13 protein-coding genes, 1 other RNA gene and 3 pseudogenes are annotated in these 17,081 nt (G+C 55.7%); 11 read left to right on the forward strand and 6 right to left on the reverse strand.

The window, feature by feature from the left end; translation table 11 throughout:
• Window positions 1–85: 85 nt before the first annotated feature.
• Window positions 86–718, reverse strand: a pseudogene (gene tnpC, locus AC1MDT_RS01525) (IS66 family transposase); the annotation flags it as partial.
• Window positions 678–947: an IS66 family insertion sequence element accessory protein TnpB gene (tnpB, locus tag AC1MDT_RS01530; protein ID WP_480420376.1), complete on the reverse strand. Its 270-nt coding sequence runs from the start codon at window positions 945–947 to the stop codon at window positions 678–680. The gene tnpB and the pseudogene tnpC, both read right to left, overlap by 41 nt.
• A 75-nt stretch (window positions 948–1,022) precedes the next feature.
• On the opposite strand from tnpB, the gene AC1MDT_RS01535 reads away from it, so the two are divergent.
• The 3 genes and pseudogenes from AC1MDT_RS01535 to AC1MDT_RS01545 form a co-directional block, all read left to right on the forward strand.
• Window positions 1,023–1,265 (forward strand): tail fiber assembly protein, encoded by a 243-nt coding sequence (locus AC1MDT_RS01535; protein ID WP_480420377.1) that lies wholly within the window; start codon window positions 1,023–1,025, stop codon window positions 1,263–1,265.
• 140 nt (window positions 1,266–1,405) lie between these two features.
• Window positions 1,406–2,533: an acyltransferase family protein gene (locus AC1MDT_RS01540; RefSeq protein ID WP_480420378.1), complete on the forward strand. Its 1,128-nt coding sequence runs from the start codon at window positions 1,406–1,408 to the stop codon at window positions 2,531–2,533.
• A gap of 306 nt (window positions 2,534–2,839) precedes the next feature.
• Window positions 2,840–3,437 (forward strand): annotated as a pseudogene (locus tag AC1MDT_RS01545) (group II intron maturase-specific domain-containing protein); the annotation flags it as partial.
• 485 nt (window positions 3,438–3,922) lie between these two features.
• Here AC1MDT_RS01545 and AC1MDT_RS01550 read toward each other — a convergent pair.
• Together AC1MDT_RS01550 and AC1MDT_RS01555 are read right to left on the reverse strand one after the other, a co-directional pair.
• Window positions 3,923–7,528: a glycosyltransferase gene (locus tag AC1MDT_RS01550; RefSeq protein ID WP_480420379.1), complete on the reverse strand. Its 3,606-nt coding sequence runs from the start codon at window positions 7,526–7,528 to the stop codon at window positions 3,923–3,925.
• Window positions 7,529–7,616: 88 nt separating this feature from the next.
• Window positions 7,617–7,808: pseudogene (locus AC1MDT_RS01555) on the reverse strand (IS30 family transposase); the annotation flags it as partial.
• Between the two features lie 285 nt (window positions 7,809–8,093).
• Between AC1MDT_RS01555 and AC1MDT_RS01560 the strand changes: the two are divergent.
• The 3 genes from AC1MDT_RS01560 (at window position 8,094) to fabF (ending at window position 10,737) form a co-directional block, all read left to right on the forward strand.
• A complete protein-coding gene (locus AC1MDT_RS01560; RefSeq protein WP_480420380.1) occupies window positions 8,094–8,429 on the forward strand; it encodes a ComEA family DNA-binding protein in 336 nt (111 codons plus the stop codon).
• Between the two features lie 206 nt (window positions 8,430–8,635).
• Window positions 8,636–9,430, forward strand: a complete 795-nt coding sequence (locus AC1MDT_RS01565) for an SDR family NAD(P)-dependent oxidoreductase (protein ID WP_480420381.1) — start codon at window positions 8,636–8,638, stop codon at window positions 9,428–9,430.
• Window positions 9,431–9,462: 32 nt separating this feature from the next.
• A complete protein-coding gene (gene fabF / locus AC1MDT_RS01570; protein ID WP_480420382.1) occupies window positions 9,463–10,737 on the forward strand; it encodes a beta-ketoacyl-ACP synthase II in 1,275 nt (424 codons plus the stop codon).
• On the opposite strand, the gene AC1MDT_RS01575 is transcribed toward fabF, so the two are convergent.
• Window positions 10,734–11,291: a TetR/AcrR family transcriptional regulator gene (locus AC1MDT_RS01575; protein ID WP_480420383.1), complete on the reverse strand. Its 558-nt coding sequence runs from the start codon at window positions 11,289–11,291 to the stop codon at window positions 10,734–10,736. The two genes, fabF and AC1MDT_RS01575, sit on opposite strands and share 4 nt — an antisense overlap.
• Window positions 11,292–11,466: 175 nt before the next feature.
• On the opposite strand from AC1MDT_RS01575, the gene AC1MDT_RS01580 reads away from it, so the two are divergent.
• From AC1MDT_RS01580 to ffs, 3 genes are all read left to right on the forward strand, one after another.
• On the forward strand, window positions 11,467–12,120 hold the full coding sequence (locus AC1MDT_RS01580; protein ID WP_480420384.1) for a GntR family transcriptional regulator: 654 nt from the start codon (window positions 11,467–11,469) through the stop codon (window positions 12,118–12,120).
• A 15-nt stretch (window positions 12,121–12,135) separates the two neighbouring features.
• A complete protein-coding gene (locus AC1MDT_RS01585) occupies window positions 12,136–12,987 on the forward strand; it encodes an urea carboxylase-associated family protein (RefSeq protein WP_480420385.1) in 852 nt (283 codons plus the stop codon).
• Window positions 12,988–13,187: 200 nt separating this feature from the next.
• Window positions 13,188–13,284, forward strand: an RNA gene (gene ffs / locus AC1MDT_RS01590) — signal recognition particle sRNA small type.
• A 302-nt stretch (window positions 13,285–13,586) separates the two neighbouring features.
• Here the strand turns inward: ffs and AC1MDT_RS01595 are convergent.
• The gene (locus AC1MDT_RS01595) at window positions 13,587–14,342 is read right to left on the reverse strand and encodes a substrate-binding periplasmic protein (protein ID WP_480420386.1); all 756 of its coding nucleotides are present in this window, start codon (window positions 14,340–14,342) and stop codon (window positions 13,587–13,589) included.
• Window positions 14,343–14,487: 145 nt separating this feature from the next.
• Between AC1MDT_RS01595 and dnaX the strand changes: the two genes are divergently transcribed.
• Both dnaX and AC1MDT_RS01605 read left to right on the forward strand, forming a co-directional pair.
• Window positions 14,488–16,590, forward strand: coding sequence for a DNA polymerase III subunit gamma/tau (gene dnaX, locus AC1MDT_RS01600; protein WP_480420387.1), 2,103 nt, complete (start codon window positions 14,488–14,490; stop codon window positions 16,588–16,590).
• 67 nt (window positions 16,591–16,657) lie between these two features.
• Window positions 16,658–16,996, forward strand: coding sequence for a YbaB/EbfC family nucleoid-associated protein (locus tag AC1MDT_RS01605; RefSeq protein WP_007905413.1), 339 nt, complete (start codon window positions 16,658–16,660; stop codon window positions 16,994–16,996).
• The last annotated feature ends 85 nt before the right edge of the window (window positions 16,997–17,081 follow it).

Consider the following 17,081-nt stretch of genomic DNA (forward strand, 5'->3'; position numbering starts at 1 on the left):
ATGTTGCAAATATCCTGAGTTATGCGACAGGTTGTGGTTTGCCGATATTGTTGCCTAGAGCCTGTCGCTCGATACCGTACCGCTAGTTGATCAGATTCAGGGCTATATGGGCGCGCCCGGTTTTGCCCTTGGGTGGCACTTTTTGCGCCTCGACAAACTTGCGTCGCGCATGGGCCCAGCAGCCTAAACGGTCGACACCGGCCTGCGCGTCCAAGGCATCATAGCCGGCGTAATCGTCGGTCATCAGATAGTCGCGATAACCTTCGAGCAGACGCGATGGCATCTCTTGCGCTCGGCTGGTCGAGTAAAAACAAAGGATCACTGGCTGATTCGGTGGTCCGCCGGTTTGTACCCACCTCCTGAATTGGCTAGTCGGCTCTCGATATGGCTCTTTCATCACCTGGACACGCGTTTCGTCGCAGTGGATTACGCGACTTTCCAGCAGCCGGTCACGCATCAAGTTGAGCAAGGGTTGCAGATGTTCGCCGCACTGGATAATCCAACGTGTCAAGGTTTGTCGTGGAATATCGACGCCGTGACGACCGAGTACTTTTTTGAAGCGATGCAGTGGCCGGCCATCGACGTATTTGGTGGTCAGCAACATCGCCAACACACTGGGGCTGGCCATGCTCTTTTCGATCAATTGTGCTGGCTTGTCAGCGGTGACCGGCGCGGTTTCACAGCCACGGCAGGCGTAGACCTTTCGGATGTGTTTGATGCTTCATCGGTGTGATCGGGCGATGTTTTGGAGCGTCGGATTCAAGGCGTTTGAGCCAAAGGCAAAAGCCGTTACGTTCCCAATACAAAATCTTCACCCGACTGTGGGGTTTGTTGAGAAAGACGAAAAGTACCGGATCGAACACCGCCACTTTGATATCCAGCCCCATCAGTGCGGTTGGGCCGTCGATGGATTTTCGAAAGCCTACGGGTTTAGGGTAGAGGTACACATACCGATGCAGGCGTAACGCAATATCTACGCCACTGGTGGCGGCACGGATCGCGCCTGGAGCTTCGCCGCGCCGATGCCGCCCGTGCCGACGGATGCCGAGCTTAGGGCGGCGGCCATGGCTCAGCGCGATGCGCTTTTGTTTGTCGCTAGCGACGCCACTGCTGGCATGGCAGAAGCATACATTGCCGGCTTGCTGGATGCGGACGATACCGCGACCTTCAAGGCTTTCACTGCTTACCAACTGGCGCTGAACAATATCGATACTCAGTCGGGCTATCCGACCACCATCGACTGGCCTATAGCCCCGGCAAACTGAGTCTTGGATACAGGCGAGACAGCGCTTGCATGCGATACCCCGATGACCTGTAAATCCTTACGGAGCGAGTGAAGATAAGGTAGCATTCCGGCCCCCAACAATTTATCGCCAGGATATTAGCCTTCATGGACAATAAGGGCATGATCGACAGCCTGACTTCGCTCCGTTTTTTCGCGGCTTTCGCAATCGTATTGCATCACGCAAAAGGATTGGTTTTTTCCAGCGAGTTCATGAAGGGAGTTCCGCTTCCTTCTGGAGTGAGTTTTTTCTTTGTTTTATCAGGATTCATACTGAGTTATGTATACTCAGGGCGAATGGGGTCTATCGGTCTTTATAAGTTCTATACTTCGCGATTCTCAAAAGTATGGCCTCCGCATATCTTGACGTTTGTGCTGCTTATGGTGTTTATCCCTACAAAGGAAGGGTGGTTTATAGCGTTGCTTAACGCATCGCTTCTTCAATCTGCCGTGCCTATTCCGGCGTATTATTTTTCATTCAATAGCGTCTCTTGGAGTATTTCTACAGAGTTATTCTTCTACGCGGCGTTTCCATTGCTACTGGCAGGTCTGAATAAAAATTGGTACTTTAAACTGGTGGCTTTGCTTTTGCTAGGCGGAGTTGGCGCTTATATCATCGACTTGTCCGGTGTAAATTATTATTCTCCAGATAAATGGACTGAATTTTCCGCGCACGGTCTGGCATATATTAGTCCGCTATTCAGGATTCAAGAGTTTTTTATGGGGATGCTGCTATTTAAGGTCTTTGACTATATTAAGGAGTGGAAGGGATTCGGATTTGCTCTGTGTACCGTGCTTGAGGTTTTTTGCGTAGCGGGTGTTGTATTTTTGACGCAAGGCATTGCGGAGACTATTTCAATTTCGCTCATTGGCATTGAGAATAATGCTTCCGGTGAATTCTGGGCGCACTGCACCCTAGGCGTGTTTTTTGGTTTGGTGATAGTGTGCTTTGCCATAAACAAAGGATTAATATCCCAAATCCTAAGGCTTCGACTATTTGTGGTTTTAGGTGAAATCAGTTTTTCCATGTATCTGGTTCATCAGATTGTGTTCAGGTTCTATGATGTGCACAGGGTTATGTTTGAGTCTGTACCGAAACAAATGATATTTCCTTTGCTTTTAATTGCTATTTTTGTTTTCGCATATGGTATCTGGCGATTTGTTGAGTTGCCGGCCCAAGCCAAACTAAAGAATATTTTTTCTAAGCTGGGTCGAAAGAAAGAGAGTCAAAATTCAACTGCATTAACTTGATCGAATGATTAAAATAAACCCGCTCCGGCGGGTTTTTTACGCGTGCGCCAGGCATGGCGCGTTGCGCGCAAGCGCAATCAGCTTGGCTGTGGTGGCCTCGCTGATGACTTGGAGGTGAAAGTCCTCTACACACCCGGCAAGGGGAAGTGTTAGCCAGAGGCAAGGGTGTCGCGGGTGACTGCGAATCTGAAGGAAGCCCGAGGCAAAATGCTGGCCTGACGAACAGGAAGACGGATAGAGGCGGCGCAGCGGGGTAGGGGGCGTGTTTCCTCAAAGCCCAATACTTGCACGGGACGCTGCGACGTAGACGCGAACATTTATGTGCGCAGTCGCCGTGCGGGTGAACAAGTGATGGTCAGTGTTGAGCGCTTCCTGAATCAGCGCCTGAAACTGAGGGTGAACCGGGAAAAGAGCCGAGTAGCCGGGTCGTGGATGTGTGATTATTTGGGCTACGGGGATGGGCTGGCATTAACAGCCGAGACTGAGAGTTGCGACGATGCGCCTGGGTCGCTTGCGCGACCGGCTCAGAGACCTGCTGCGCGGAGCGCGGGGCCACAAGATGGTGAGCGTCATCGAGCGGATAAACCCGGTGCTGCGTGGCTGGGCGGGCTACTTCAAGTTAAGCCAGAGTAAGCGACCACTTGAGGAAATTTATGGCTGGGTGCGTCGCAAGCTTCGCTGCGTCGTCTGGCGTCAATGGAAGCAGCCCTCAACGAGGGCACGCAACTTGATGCGCTTGGGGCTTAGCGAACCACGCGCCTGTAAATCAGCCGTCAATGGTCACGGCCCATGGTGGAGTTCGGGGGCATCTCATATGAATCAGGCGTTGCCGAAGAAACTGTGGGATCAACTCGGGCTAGTCTCGATACTGGATACGATAAATCGGCTTAGCCGCATAGCTTGAACCGCCGTATACGGAACCGTACGTACGGTGGTGTGAGAGGACGGCGGATGTAAATCCGCCTCCTACTCGATCTGTCCTTAACACGGCAATGCAGCGCTATCAGATCGTCAGCGCCAAGCGTGTCGCCGCGTTCATTGCGCAGATCAGCCATGAATCAGTCCAACTGATCAACATCCGCGAGCGTTGGGGAGATACTCTGGCTCAGGCTATCTATGGGGCCGCAATGACCTGTGGAACACTGAGGTTGGTGACGGCTTCCAATTCATGGAGCGCTTACGTTCGACATTGTCAGTAAGCGCACAACAATCAGATGTCATCGGTAGAATCTGAAAAGTATTACGCAATGAGCTTGGGGGGTAAGAAAATCCGGGACGATTCAGCCTTTCTCAGGCCCGCTCCTAGGAGCGTAGCCGCTCCATAAACCCTGCCTCTGGAAGGTGAGGTTTATGGAGCATTTACTTTTTTAGCGGTGCCCTGCACGTGTGTTAATAGGTGATCCCCGGAACCACGGTGGTGACGATGTGTTTGCCATCGTTGCGGCAGGCTTCAGCTAACAGACGGGCAAGGATCTGTTCCTGCTCTACGGCAGTAAGCTTCAGGCTCTTTAACGTCGACTTCCAACCGTCGGCATTAGCGAGCAACGTGTTCAAAATTGTTGGCGCCCCCCAGAATGATCCATTTACCGGGTACGGACGGTGGTATGAAGCGGGCGCCTCGAATCCAAGAGACTGACATAGGCTTGAAATGATTTCCGCATCGGCGGTAGCGTCATGAATGTTAGGGTCTTCCGGGAAAACCAGCCCCAGAGCGGTATCAGATGAGTCGCTGCTGAGGAGACCCGCGATGACTCCCAATGCATCGTACTTGCCGCCTATCATGTTTTCGATCAGGTACTGCTGATAGGTTTCCCGGTCGCTGAAATCGATGTCAATCGGGTCGGTGCTCAAATTGATATGCGCGATCGCTGTGTAATCCAGGTAAGGAACGCTCGCCAGGTGTTTGAAGATCGCAAGTAATGGCTGATCTTCACTCACCAGTATGCTCAGTACTGAGTATTGCTCTTTCTGAAGACATTGCTTGATGGTAAGAGCGGCCAGTTCGTCCGGAACAAGAATGACGACATCAATCTGGGCTGACTTTTTCACGAGAAGCTTTACGATTTGCTCGATAGAGTCTGCAGAGCGCAGGCTTATAAATATCAGCGACTTACTATCGGTGGATGTGGAGGAATGATCTTTCCACGAAAGGTTCTGCCAGTTCCATGGCCCTTCGGGGTGGCCGGCACTCAGAAAGTGCGCTAATGGATCCTGAGCTCCGATCACCGAGGCATTCATATCCTTGTAAACGAGGGGATCAAAGCCCGGGAACAACTTGCGTCGCAACACGCCGCGCGTCCACGAGCGCACGTATCGGCGAATAGCTTCAGTAGCTCCTGATAGCTGCACACCTGCCGGTGGGTAGTAGTCTAAATCAACAACCTCGGCCTGTTGTATCGTGGCTGCGTCAACCTGCTCCTGACGGGACAGGGCTGCGTTACCCTCTGTAAGGGCGAGTAATTGTTCGACGTAACGGGGCATATTGAATTCGCGTGCAGCCAGAGATCGGGCCTGCTCTCCGACCTTATCCCGAGCTTCTTTCGACGAGGCCAGTTGAATGATTTTGTCAGCCATCTTATGGGTGTCCAGATAAGGCGCGACGCACTCTTCCTGGAGGCCATTACGCTTAAGAATGTCTGCAACACCCGTTGTGTTGTCGAAACAGAGAACTGGCAGGCCCAGTACCATGGCGTCAATAGCAACGTTGGGCAATGGGTCCAAACGGGCGGTCAACAGCATCATGTCGCTCAGGGCATAGACATGCTCAATGGCAGCTGTTTCGGAAATGATCTTGAATCGCTCCGAGATTCCGGCGCGCTGAATCTGATCCTGAAGGTAAATAGAGTAATCAGTATCTTTCTCTGGATTGTAGTTATTACCGATCCAGACAAAACGGCACTTGTGACCTATAGGTGAATTGATTACACGGGTCGCGCACTCGATAAACAGGTCTACACCCTTGCGGATTTGTACCCAGCCGGCGCCTAATATAACGATCGTGTCATCTTCAGGTCCATCCGGACGCATAATCTTTTGCAGCATCGCCTTCTCTGCTTCGATATGAGCTGGATCATGTGCCTCGCCAGGGACAATGCTTTTGCCTTGCGCCAACACGGGAAGTTTGCACGAAGCTAGTTCAGGCAGTACCTGTATTGCGCTGTTGAGTGTAATGTCGGCAGAGAAAACGGTTTGACTTGACCATAACAATGCATTTTGGATTCGCGTGCGGGGGCGAATATATACAGCGAACTCGTGGATTAAACTGATTGTCGGGATATAGCGATCGGCCAAGGGCTTGAGTACTATATGGGATTCCACACTGTTCACAATCGCAAATTGAAATGAGTAGGTGTCGAGGAACTTGCCTAATACCCAATTGGCGAAAGTCTCTTTGTGGTAAAGATCCACAGGGCCGGCAACTATCGCTCCAGCCTCGATAAAAGACTCTTCCAACGGGCCGCCACGAAGCAGCAGTGTCACTACATTGAATTTCGAGGTGAGTTGCTGGACGATATTCAGGCTAAGAATTGGGGCGCCGGTTCTCGAAGCTTCATGACTGACTAGCAGAATGGTGGGCTTATCAATAGGCAGCGACTCGATGGGTCGACTCAAAGCGATAAGCGGAATACGGCCAAGCAGGCCTTCGACCCGCCCGTGATCCAGGAAGTGTCGTTCCGGATCAGCGAGCGAGGCGAGAACTGGATACATGGCCCGATAGAAGTCGGCGTTGAATGGCTCTGTCGGTTCATGGAGCAGTCCGCCAGCGAGAACCTGCTTTTCGCCTGCAAAGTCGCGAGAAGCCTGCGAAATCGACTTTGGAACACCTAGGCGGCCTTCCTGGATGCCGTGGCACAGATAGTGTACGACTGCGGGAATGCCGGTCGCTTTAACATCGGGATAAGTTTCGAGGTAGTAGTTTTCGTCAAAAGCTTCTCCATTGGGAAGAATTATCGACGGAAGCCTTTTTTTTATGTCCGTTAAACTGATCAGGCGCCAGAATCGTGAGTTAAATAAGCGCTCCCACGAGTTGGACATTGTTTGAATATACTCTTGTTTCAGCCCCGCCTCAGAGGCTTTCCATTTTTCCAGATTTATTTCAAGGTTTTTGTGCTGGGAACTTAGATCCGCCAGTTCAGATTTGAGGCGGGCATTTTCATCGGAAAGTTTAACGATGGTGGATTGTTCTTGATCTACTTGTTCGTTGTTTTTCATGGTCGTCTTCGACGGTAAGTTGCTGTTGGATGTTGTGGCACCGTGTGCCACTTCAGTCTCGGTATTTAGCGCTTCGATCTGCGTTTTTAAAGAAATACTTTCCAGGTTGGCATTGGCAAGTATTTTTGGCTCAATCGGGTTGTTGAGCCGTTCGCTTTCGAGGACCGTAGCGTGACGTAAATCAGGGGCTAGAAACTCATTAATGTATTTCGATATCTCATCTTCGGTCGGCGCTGGGAGATCAAGCGCCGATGAAATGCGAAGAAGTTCCTGACGGGGATTGTTCAGTAAGTTATCGTAACCCATGATCAATCGATTCTCGGAAGTCGTGTCAGCAACCGCTTGCAGCATAGGCTCCAGCCCATTCAACGGGCTGTGTAATACGATGACATAGCTTATGTCGAATTCGAGCTCTTTCAGCAGTTTCTGCCAGAAAGGCAATAGCTGCAGGATCAGCGGATCCTTCATGCCCCATATCTGTATGTCAGGCGCTTTGTCGGCGATGAGAGCCTTGGCTTCCTGATAAATCTCATCGATGACGGCGTCGCCATTCAGATCGACATCCAACACACGGTCCCTGCCATAGGCAGAGTCGAGCCGGCTTAACAGCTTGTTGTTGACGGCAATGACGCCTCTGTCTTCCCAAAAACTGGCCGAATTATCCATACCCATCGGATGGAGGGTGTCACCTCGATCAACGCCCATGGTGCTTAGTGCACGCGTAAGTGTGATGGTTTCACTGCGGTGCATGCTCAGAACGATAATTATTTTCTTGGCAATCAAATGGCTATCGTCCTTGGAAGAAATTCAGCAACTGGTAAACAGGGTGAATGCAGGAACTGAGTGCAACACGGTCATTGAATGGATGTAGGGGGGCATTATGCTGCATGGCAATAACAACGTCTTGCATCACCTCACCCATGACGTTGAGCGGGCATTTGAAATCGAAGCGTTTTGGCGGGTGCCGGTTGATTGCAAAGCAATGGCGTTCAGTGTCTCCCGGCTGAGAACCGATAAGTCCGTTGCGTTTGGGCAGGTACCGGCGGATCAGACCGTTGATATTACCATCTGCTTTCTCAATACAACGATTGTTCAGGTTATTTCGTCATGGCAAGCCTGGTGGAAGTCTGCCCACTTTTGCGCCATATGATCTTTCAACCTTCAGTCGCCCATTACACAAGCGAATCCGGCGAAATCGTTGACTGAATCTATCAATAGAGCCGTCTAGAGCCCTGATTGTTTCATATTCTGTAACGAACACATTTTTGACAGGCTCCAGGCATCGCCTAAGTTTGGGAGGCAGCTTCGGAAAAGCTGCTTTCTCAATCGATGTCATGGAGCGTCACTTATGCGTACTGGCTATTTCTACTCCCTGGTTTTTGCACTGCTCACCAGCGTCTCAATTACCGCCACTGCTGCACCGGCGAGCAAGCCGGAGGCCGGCAATGCACCCGTGGTGATGGAGATTTCTCCTGCAGCACAGTCTGGCAAGGTCGATCTGAATACGGCTGATGCTGCGACGTTGCAGCGCGAATTGTCCGGTGTAGGGGAGGCCAAGGCCAAATCGATTGTTGCTTATCGTGAGAGCAATGGACCGTTTGCGTCAGTCGACGAATTGCTCGAAGTAAAAGGGATCGGCAAAGCCATTCTGGATAAGAATCGCGAGAAGCTCGAGGTGAACTAAGCTTGTAGGTGAGCGCCAGGGGCCGGTCATTGACCGGCCTTTTTGCATTCTGGCGATCACTGCAGTGTTGTGCCTTCCGTCGGTACGATAAAAATTACGGATATCATATTCGGCTCGGATTATGCCTATAATAAATCAGTTTCTAGCCGAAGCGATCTGATCCTCAGGCGCTTGCACTTCCTCAAGCCTCTCCCAGGAGTACAGTCATGACTTCCATCCAGTCACAAGGTACGGCCCTCGTCACCGGCGCTTCTTCCGGTATCGGTGCGATTTACGCTGAGCGGTTGGCGGCGCGTGGTTTCGATTTGTTGTTGGTCGCTCGCGATGAACAACGGTTGGAAGCGGCGGCGAGCAAGTTGCGCGCCGAGCATGGCGTTCAGGTCGAGGTGCTCAAGGCCGATCTCACGCAAAAGGATGATGTGCTGAAGCTGGAGCAGCGTCTTCGCAGCGATTCGAGCATCAGCTTGTTGCTGAACAACGCCGGGGTTGCAGCCGATGGTTTGTTGGCCAATGCCGATATGGATCAGCTGGAACGCTTGATTCAACTGAATGTCATGACGGTCACGCGATTGGCGTCGGCGGCGGCTGCCAGTTTCACCAGGGCCGGTCGTGGTTCGATCATCAATATCGCTTCGGTGGTGGCATTGTTTCCCGAGCGTTTCAACGCGACTTACAGCGCCAGCAAGGCCTATGTGTTAAGTCTGACGCAGTCGTTGAATGCTGAGCTGGAAGGCACTGGAGTCAGGGTCCAGGCAGTGTTGCCAGGGGTAACACGTACTGAAATCTGGGAGCGCTCCGGTATCGACGCTTCCCAGATTCCGGCGGACATGGTCATGGAAGCGGGGGAGATGGTCGATGCGGCGTTGGCGGGTCTGGATCAGGGCGAGTTGATCACCATTCCGTCGTTGCCGGAGGCAAGCGAGTGGGAGGCCTTCGTTGCGGCGCGTCATGTGATGGCGCCAAATTTGTCCAAAAGTTCTGCCGCCGCGCGTTATAAGTGAGATGTCATGAACCGGCCTGAGGGATTTGCGGTATGAGCGATCGTCGAGTGGTTGTAACAGGCATGGGCCTGGTGTCTCCGTTGGGTAGCGGTGTCGAAGCGGTCTGGAGGCGTCTGTTGGCCGGGCGTTCCGGATTGCGGGACTTGCCGGACGAGGTGGTGGCCGATCTGTCGACGAAGGTCGGTGGCACGGTGCCGACGCTGGCAGAAGATGCCGAGGCGGGTTTTGACCCGGACCGCGCGACGCCGCCCAAAGAGCAGAAGAAGATGGATCGCTTCATTCTGTTTGCAATGGAAGCGGCGCGTCAGGCCTTGGAACAAGCCGGTTGGCAGGCGCAGGACGCCAATGCTCAGGAGCGAACTGCGACCATTATAGGTTCCGGTGTCGGTGGTTTCGGCGCGATTGCCGATGCGGTGCGCACCACGGACAACCGTGGCCCGCGACGTTTGTCGCCGTTTACCATCCCTTCGTTTCTGGTCAACCTCGCCGCGGGCCATGTATCGATCCAGCATGGTTTCAAAGGCCCCTTGGGTGCTCCAGTAACGGCGTGCGCCGCCGGTGTTCAGGCGATTGGCGATGCGGCGCGGCTGATTCGTTGTGGTGAGGCGGATATTGCCGTGTGCGGCGGTGCGGAAGCGGCGATCGATCGCGTCAGTCTTGCCGGGTTTGCTGCGGCTCGTGCCTTGTCCAGTGGTTACAACGAAACCCCCGAGCGGGCTTCGCGCCCCTTCGACAGTGGCCGCGATGGCTTTGTTATGGGGGAGGGCGCGGGCCTTCTGGTGATCGAATCTCTGGAGCATGCGTTGGCACGCGGTGCTACACCGTTGGCTGAACTGGTCGGTTATGGCACCAGCGCCGATGCCTTTCATCTGACGGCGGGTCCTGAGGATGGCAGCGGTGCGCGGCGGGCGATGTCGCTGGCATTGGCCCAGGCAGGCATTTCTCCTGCACAGGTTCAGCATCTGAATGCGCATGCGACGTCGACCCCGATTGGGGATCTGGGCGAGCTGGCGGCCATCAAGGCGTTGTTCGGGGCGGATAACAAGATTGCGGTGACATCGACAAAGTCGGCGACCGGGCATTTGCTGGGCGCGGCAGGCGGAATCGAGGCGATCTTCACCCTGTTGGCGATTCGCGATCAGGTCGTGCCGGCCACCCTCAACTTTGATAACCCGGATCCCGCCGCCCAAGGCGTCGACATCGTTCACGGGCAAGCGCGGCCGATGGCTATCGAGTACGCACTGTCCAACGGCTTCGGGTTTGGTGGGGTGAATGCCAGCGTGTTGTTCAAACGCTGGAACGATTAGATCCGGGCTTGATTGAGGAAGGCGCGCGTGACGTCGAGAATCTGCCGGGCCAGCTCGGGATTTTCGACGCTGCGCGAAAGCAGCAGCGCCCCGACCAGTGCGGACATAAAGACGATGCTGCGGTCCTCTGTGTTCTCGCCTTCAAGCGTGTCCTGGATTTGTCGAAGACGTGCCTTGAGCACCACATCAGAGGTCGGACTCGGCTGACCGCGCATGCCGAGTTCCGACGACATGGTGGGCAGTGGGCAGCCTTTATGGGGCGAAGTCTGGTGCCACTCGGACAAATAGGCGTTGATGAAGGCCTCGAGCGGGCGCTCCTGGGCGAACAGTTGGGCGCAAACGACATCGACTTCATCGCCAGCGGCCTGCAAGGCCTTTTCCACCAACTCGTCCTTGGACTTGAAATGCGAGTAAAAGCCACCGTGAGTCAAGCCCAGCGCTTTCATCAGCGGTTGCAGGCCGGTCGCGCCGATGCCGTCACGGCGAAAGCGTACTGAAGCTTCCTTGATGATACGTTGGTGGGTCTGGGCTTTATGGTCCTGCGAGTAACGCATCTCGAATCTCCGCAACAATGCGCCATATTAACCAATGAAAATTGGATGGTGACTGTACTTTCACTTCTAAAAAGCATGCAGATGCGTCGAACTTGGTCGAAGTGCGTGTATTTGATGGCACGAATAGTGATTACCCATTAGCTGACGATTGTTGAACAATCATGAGGCGATGAGCATGAGCAGCGGACTGTCCCTGGCCGACCACATCACATTGGAATTGCGCGCCGACATTATTGGCGGTCGTTTGCTGCCTGGCATGGCGCTGGTGGAGAGCGATCTGGTGTCTGCCTACAACGCTTCTCGCAACACTATCCGCGAAGCGTTGCATCGGCTGGGACAGGAAGGCCTGACCCGCTATATACGCAACAAGGGCGTGATGGTGCGCAGGCTCGGCGTCGAGGACGTGCGGGATCTGTTCAACGTCCGCCGGACCCTGGAATTGCAAGCCATCAGCGCCAGCCAACCGCTACGCGAGTATCAGTCCGACCGGATGCTCGAAGCCCTGGAAGCTAGCGAGCTGGCCCGCCAGCGCGAGGACTGGCGCGCCGTTGGTACCCACAGCCTGGCGTTTCATCAACATATCGTCGGGTTGCTGCGCAGCCCATTGTTCGATGAGTTCTTCACTAATGTCGTCGCGCAATTGCGCCTGGTGTTCTGCAATGCTCCCGATGAATCACGTTTTCAGGCGCCCTGGCTGGCGCGTGACTGGCAGATTCATGAATGGCTGGCCGAGGGCAACAAGCGCGCGGCCGAGGATGCCATGAGCCTTTATCTCGACGATTCAGAACACCTTCTGGTGCAACTGCTTGCGCCTTCTTCCCATCACTGATCGAGGATTCGTGCCATGTACAAAGACTATCCGGCGGCCTATCAAGTCAGCAAAGGCTCGGCGTTGCAGGTGGACAAGCCCTTTTATGAGCGCATTCGCGACACGAAGGAGGGGCGCACACTGATCGAGTCGTTCGAGGTGCCGATCCGCACGGGGCGCGCCTGGAAGGTACCGGCCGGGCATGTGTTTCGCGTGACCACGCCGGTCGGGCCGCAGGTCGGGGACTTCAATGTCTGGAATGCCAACGATCCGCGCGAACGTTTATGGGCCGCGCGGACCCGGCAGTTGCAGGGCGCCCACGTCAGCACCCATGACCGGCTCTGGTCGAACCTGCCCTTTTTGCGGCCACTGGTGACCATCACCGACGATAGCCTGGCGGGTTACGGCATCGACGAACATGGCGGTCGTCTGCACGATTTGCTCGGCACTCGCTGCGATCCCTATGTGAACAAAATGCTCACCGGCGAAGATTTCCATCATCACTGCCACTCGAACCTGACCCGCGCGGTGTTGCCTCACGGCCTGACCGAGTTCGACGTGCACGATGTGCTGAACATTTTCCAGTGCACCGGCCTGAACCACGACGACATGTACTTCATGAAGGCTTGTCCGGCGCAGAAAGGCGACTACCTGGAGTTCTTTGCCGAAATCGATTTGCTGTGCGCGCTATCGACCTGCCCGGGAGGTGATTTGTCGCTGGCCATGTGGGGGCCGGATGCGCAAGATCCGCTGAGTGTGTGTCGCCCGCTGGGGGTGGAGATTTATCGTCTGGAAGATTCATTGCTTGAGGGCTGGAGTCAGCCTGAGCGCGCCGCCTACAAAGGGCTGCACGGGTTGCACATTGCCAAGGCCGCGTGGGAAAAGTAGGCGCAAAAAGATCGCGGCCTTCGACGGCTCCTGCACCGGTGGTGATTCTCGCCTGCCGTTGTAGGAGCCGGCGCTTTTCAAGGCTGCTGCATGTCCTTGACGCTGCTCATATTTTTTAATCCGCCTGAACGGTTGTAACTTCGTCTCAGATAGGTACAATGGCGCGGCTCGCCGTCAGGTGAGCGTCGTTATGGTGACCCCATCGGTCCCCCCGCAACGATCAGCCGTGAACCCGGTCAGGCCTGGAAGGGAGCAGCCGCAGCGGTGACATTGTGTGCCGGGGTGTGGCTGGTGGGGTTGCCTCCATAACGCACCGCGAGTTCTCTCTCGCGTTATCTGATTAATAAAATACTTGTTATTGCACTGCCAAGGACTCTGTCCAGGGCGGTTTTTTGTCGTCCCCGATTTTTAAGCCGGCCCCCTTTCAAACGGCAATACAACTTGTAGCAGCTGGCGAAGCCTGCGTTCGGCGGCGCAGCCGTCGTAAAACCAGCCGACGCGGTGCATCAGAATCACCTCGTGCACAGGTTTCACGACGGCTGCGCCGCCGAACGCAGGCTTCGCCAGCTGCTACAAGGTGTGAGTTAGTAACGAGCTGATCAATTACGCTCGCTGGAGGGGGCGTCACCGATATAAAGCCGGATAATGTCATCGATCTCCCCGGACATTTTCATGCTCAGTAACGTGCGCATAATGCGCTGCACGGGTAGCTTCGGGTCGTTGCGTATGTAGCACCCGACACTCTGTTTCTGCAGCACCGCAACGGCTTGTAGTTGTCGACCCGGCATGAGGCGTTGATTGAACCAGTCCAGCGTCCATTGGTTGCTCACGGCGTAGCGATAGCGGCCGGCCTGGAGTTTTTCCAGCACTTGTTCCTGATTACGGGCGTCGTCGCGGTGCAACCGGCCGGTGTCGAACATCGGTTGCAGGGTCGGGTAGCTGTAACTCAGTACGGTACCGATGGATTGTCGAGGCAAGTCTGCCGCCGTTACCGAGATCAGTGGGTCTTGCCGACTGATCAACAAGTCGGGCTGAGTCCAGAGCGGAATGCTCCAGATAAAGTCTGCGGCCTGATTCGGCAGCCAGGATTGTGCGGCATAGCAGCGCATATCGACCTCGCCGTGCTCCATGGCGTTTTGCACGCGCGCCCGAGATACCACGTGAAATTCGGCCGGCATGCCGACCTGCGTCGCGAGGCTCAGCATCACGTCATACAGGATGCCCTGTGTCGGGCGTCCACGTTCCAGTTGCACCATCGGCATCGCCCAACTGTCGGGCACAACGAAGCGCAACGGCGCGCCAGCGGCCTCGACGTCCAGGCTAATCAACAGCAGTGCCCCCAAGGCCAGCCGCATAAACGCTCCGGTACCGATAAACTCCCGAGCCGGTAACAGCCCCCCTAAATGCATCTTAGCCAGATTAGGCGAGCGCGCCGGATGCAATTTTGGGCTTGCTCCGCTAGCATTAGCCGCTTCTGTTCCTTCGTTGCGACGGTTTTCGATGAGTTATCAGGTTCTTGCACGTAAATGGCGTCCGCGCTCGTTCCGCGAAATGGTCGGCCAGACCCATGTGCTCAAGGCTCTGATCAACGCCTTGGACAGCCAGCGGCTGCACCACGCCTATCTGTTTACCGGTACCCGCGGGGTGGGCAAGACCACCATCGCGCGGATTATTGCCAAATGTCTGAACTGTGAAACAGGTATCACTTCGACGCCGTGCGGCGAGTGCTCGGTGTGCCGCGAGATCGATGAAGGCCGCTTCGTCGACCTGATCGAGATCGACGCCGCGAGCCGGACCAAGGTCGAGGACACCCGCGAGCTGCTCGACAACGTGCAGTACGCCCCGAGTCGCGGGCGCTTCAAGGTCTACCTGATCGACGAAGTGCACATGCTTTCCAGCCATTCCTTCAATGCGCTGTTGAAAACCCTCGAAGAGCCGCCGCCCTACGTCAAGTTCATCCTGGCCACCACCGACCCGCAGAAGCTTCCTGCAACGATTCTGTCGCGGTGCCTGCAGTTCTCACTGAAAAACATGACGCCTGAACGGGTGGTCGAGCATCTGACCCACGTGCTGGGGGTCGAGAACGTGCCGTTCGAAGACGACGCCCTGTGGTTGCTCGGTCGCGCGGCCGACGGTTCGATGCGTGACGCCATGAGCCTGACCGACCAGGCCATCGCCTTCGGTGAAGGTAAAGTCATGGCCGCCGATGTGCGGGCAATGCTCGGCACGCTCGATCATGGCCAGGTTTATGACGTTCTGCATGCGTTGATCGAAGGTGACGCCAAGGCGTTGTTGGAAGCTGTCCGTCATCTGGCCGAACAAGGCCCGGACTGGAACGGCGTGCTCTCGGAAATTCTCAACGTGCTGCACCGTGTCGCCATCGCACAGGCCTTGCCTGAAGGCGTCGACAACGGCCACGGCGACCGTGATCGGGTGCTGGCACTGGCCCAGGCACTGCCGGCCGAAGACGTGCAGTTCTACTATCAAATGGGCCTGATTGGCCGCCGCGATTTGCCGTTGGCGCCAGACCCGCGTGGTGGGTTCGAAATGGTCCTGCTGCGAATGCTCGCGTTCCGACCGGCAGACACCGCGGACGCCCCGAGGCAACCGCTAAAGCCAGTGGGGATCAGCCAGGCCACAGTTGATTCCGCCCAATCAGTGGCTGCCGCGCCCCGTGTTGCGCCGGTGGTCGTTGCGCCAGCTGCGCCGGCCGTAGCGCCCGTTACGCCTGCGCCGGTCGCGGCAGTGGTTGCACCAGTACCAGCACCCGAGCCTGAGCCTGAGCCGGTCGCACCGGTCGTCGCGCCTGAGTCAGTCGCTGAGCCCGTAGCAGTCGAAGCCGTTGTCGACCTGCCGTGGAATGATCCGGTTGAGCCCGAAGTCGTCCAGCAACCTGCCATCGAGCCGGTGCTGGAAACCGCCGGTGAACAACCCGATTTGCCGCCCATGCCGTTGCCGACGCCAGACAGCGTGGTGCCGGACGCACCGGAGTGGGCCGCAGCGCCCATCCCGGAACCGTCCGTGGCCGACGTCGATGCCGCCACGCCGGGCGTGGACATGGACGATGAGCCGCCGCTGGACGAGGACTACATCGAGCCGGACATGGACTCGGCCTACAGCTACCTCGACGAACTGGCCCACGAGCACACGGCAGAGCCTGTGCCGGAGCCCGAGCCGGAGCCCGCCGCGATGCCTGCCACGGGGCTGGCGCTGCAATGGCTGGAATTGTTCCCGAAATTGCCGATCTCCGGCATGACTGGCAGTATCGCCGCCAACTGCACGCTGATCGCGGTCGATGGCGACAGCTGGCTATTGCACCTGGACCCGGCTCACAGCGCCTTGTTCAACGCGACCCAGCAGCGTCGCCTCAACGATGCGTTGAACCAGTATCATGGGCGTACGCTGACCCTGAACATGGAACTGATCAAGCCTGAGCAGGAGACCCCGGCCCAGGCAGCGTCCCGCCGTCGCGTCGACCGTCAGCGCGAGGCCGAGGCTTCCATTCACGGTGATCCGTTCATCCAGCAAATGATGCAGCAGTTCGGTGCGGTGATCCGTAACGATACTATTGAACCTGTCGAAGCTCTGGTCAGTCAGGGCTAATAACTGAAGGCGTTCGGCCGAAAGGGCCGGGCGCTGTTTTTATCCAAGTACGTTTGAGGTGATTCCCATGATGAAAGGTGGCATGGCCGGCCTGATGAAGCAGGCGCAGCAGATGCAGGAAAAAATGGCCAAGATGCAGGAAGAGCTGGCCAACGCCGAAGTCACCGGTAAAGCCGGCGGCGATATGGTCACCGTGGTGATGACCGGTCGTCACGATGTCAAGCGTGTGACCATCGACCCAAGCCTGGTTGAAGGCCTGAGCGAAGACGACAAAGAGATGCTGGAGGCTGTATTCGCCGCCGCCGTCAACGATGCCGTGCGCAAGATCGAAGCCAACAGCCAGGACAAAATGTCTGGCGTGACCGCTGGCATGCAACTGCCACCGGGCATGAAACTGCCATTCTGATTCGCTAAAGCGCGTCGAATGAGCTACAAAAAAATGCCAGGCATCGCGCCTGGCATTTTTGTTTCCGGCTGTGGGATATGTGGTG

This window comes from Pseudomonas sp. ASL7 (assembly GCF_056680375.1).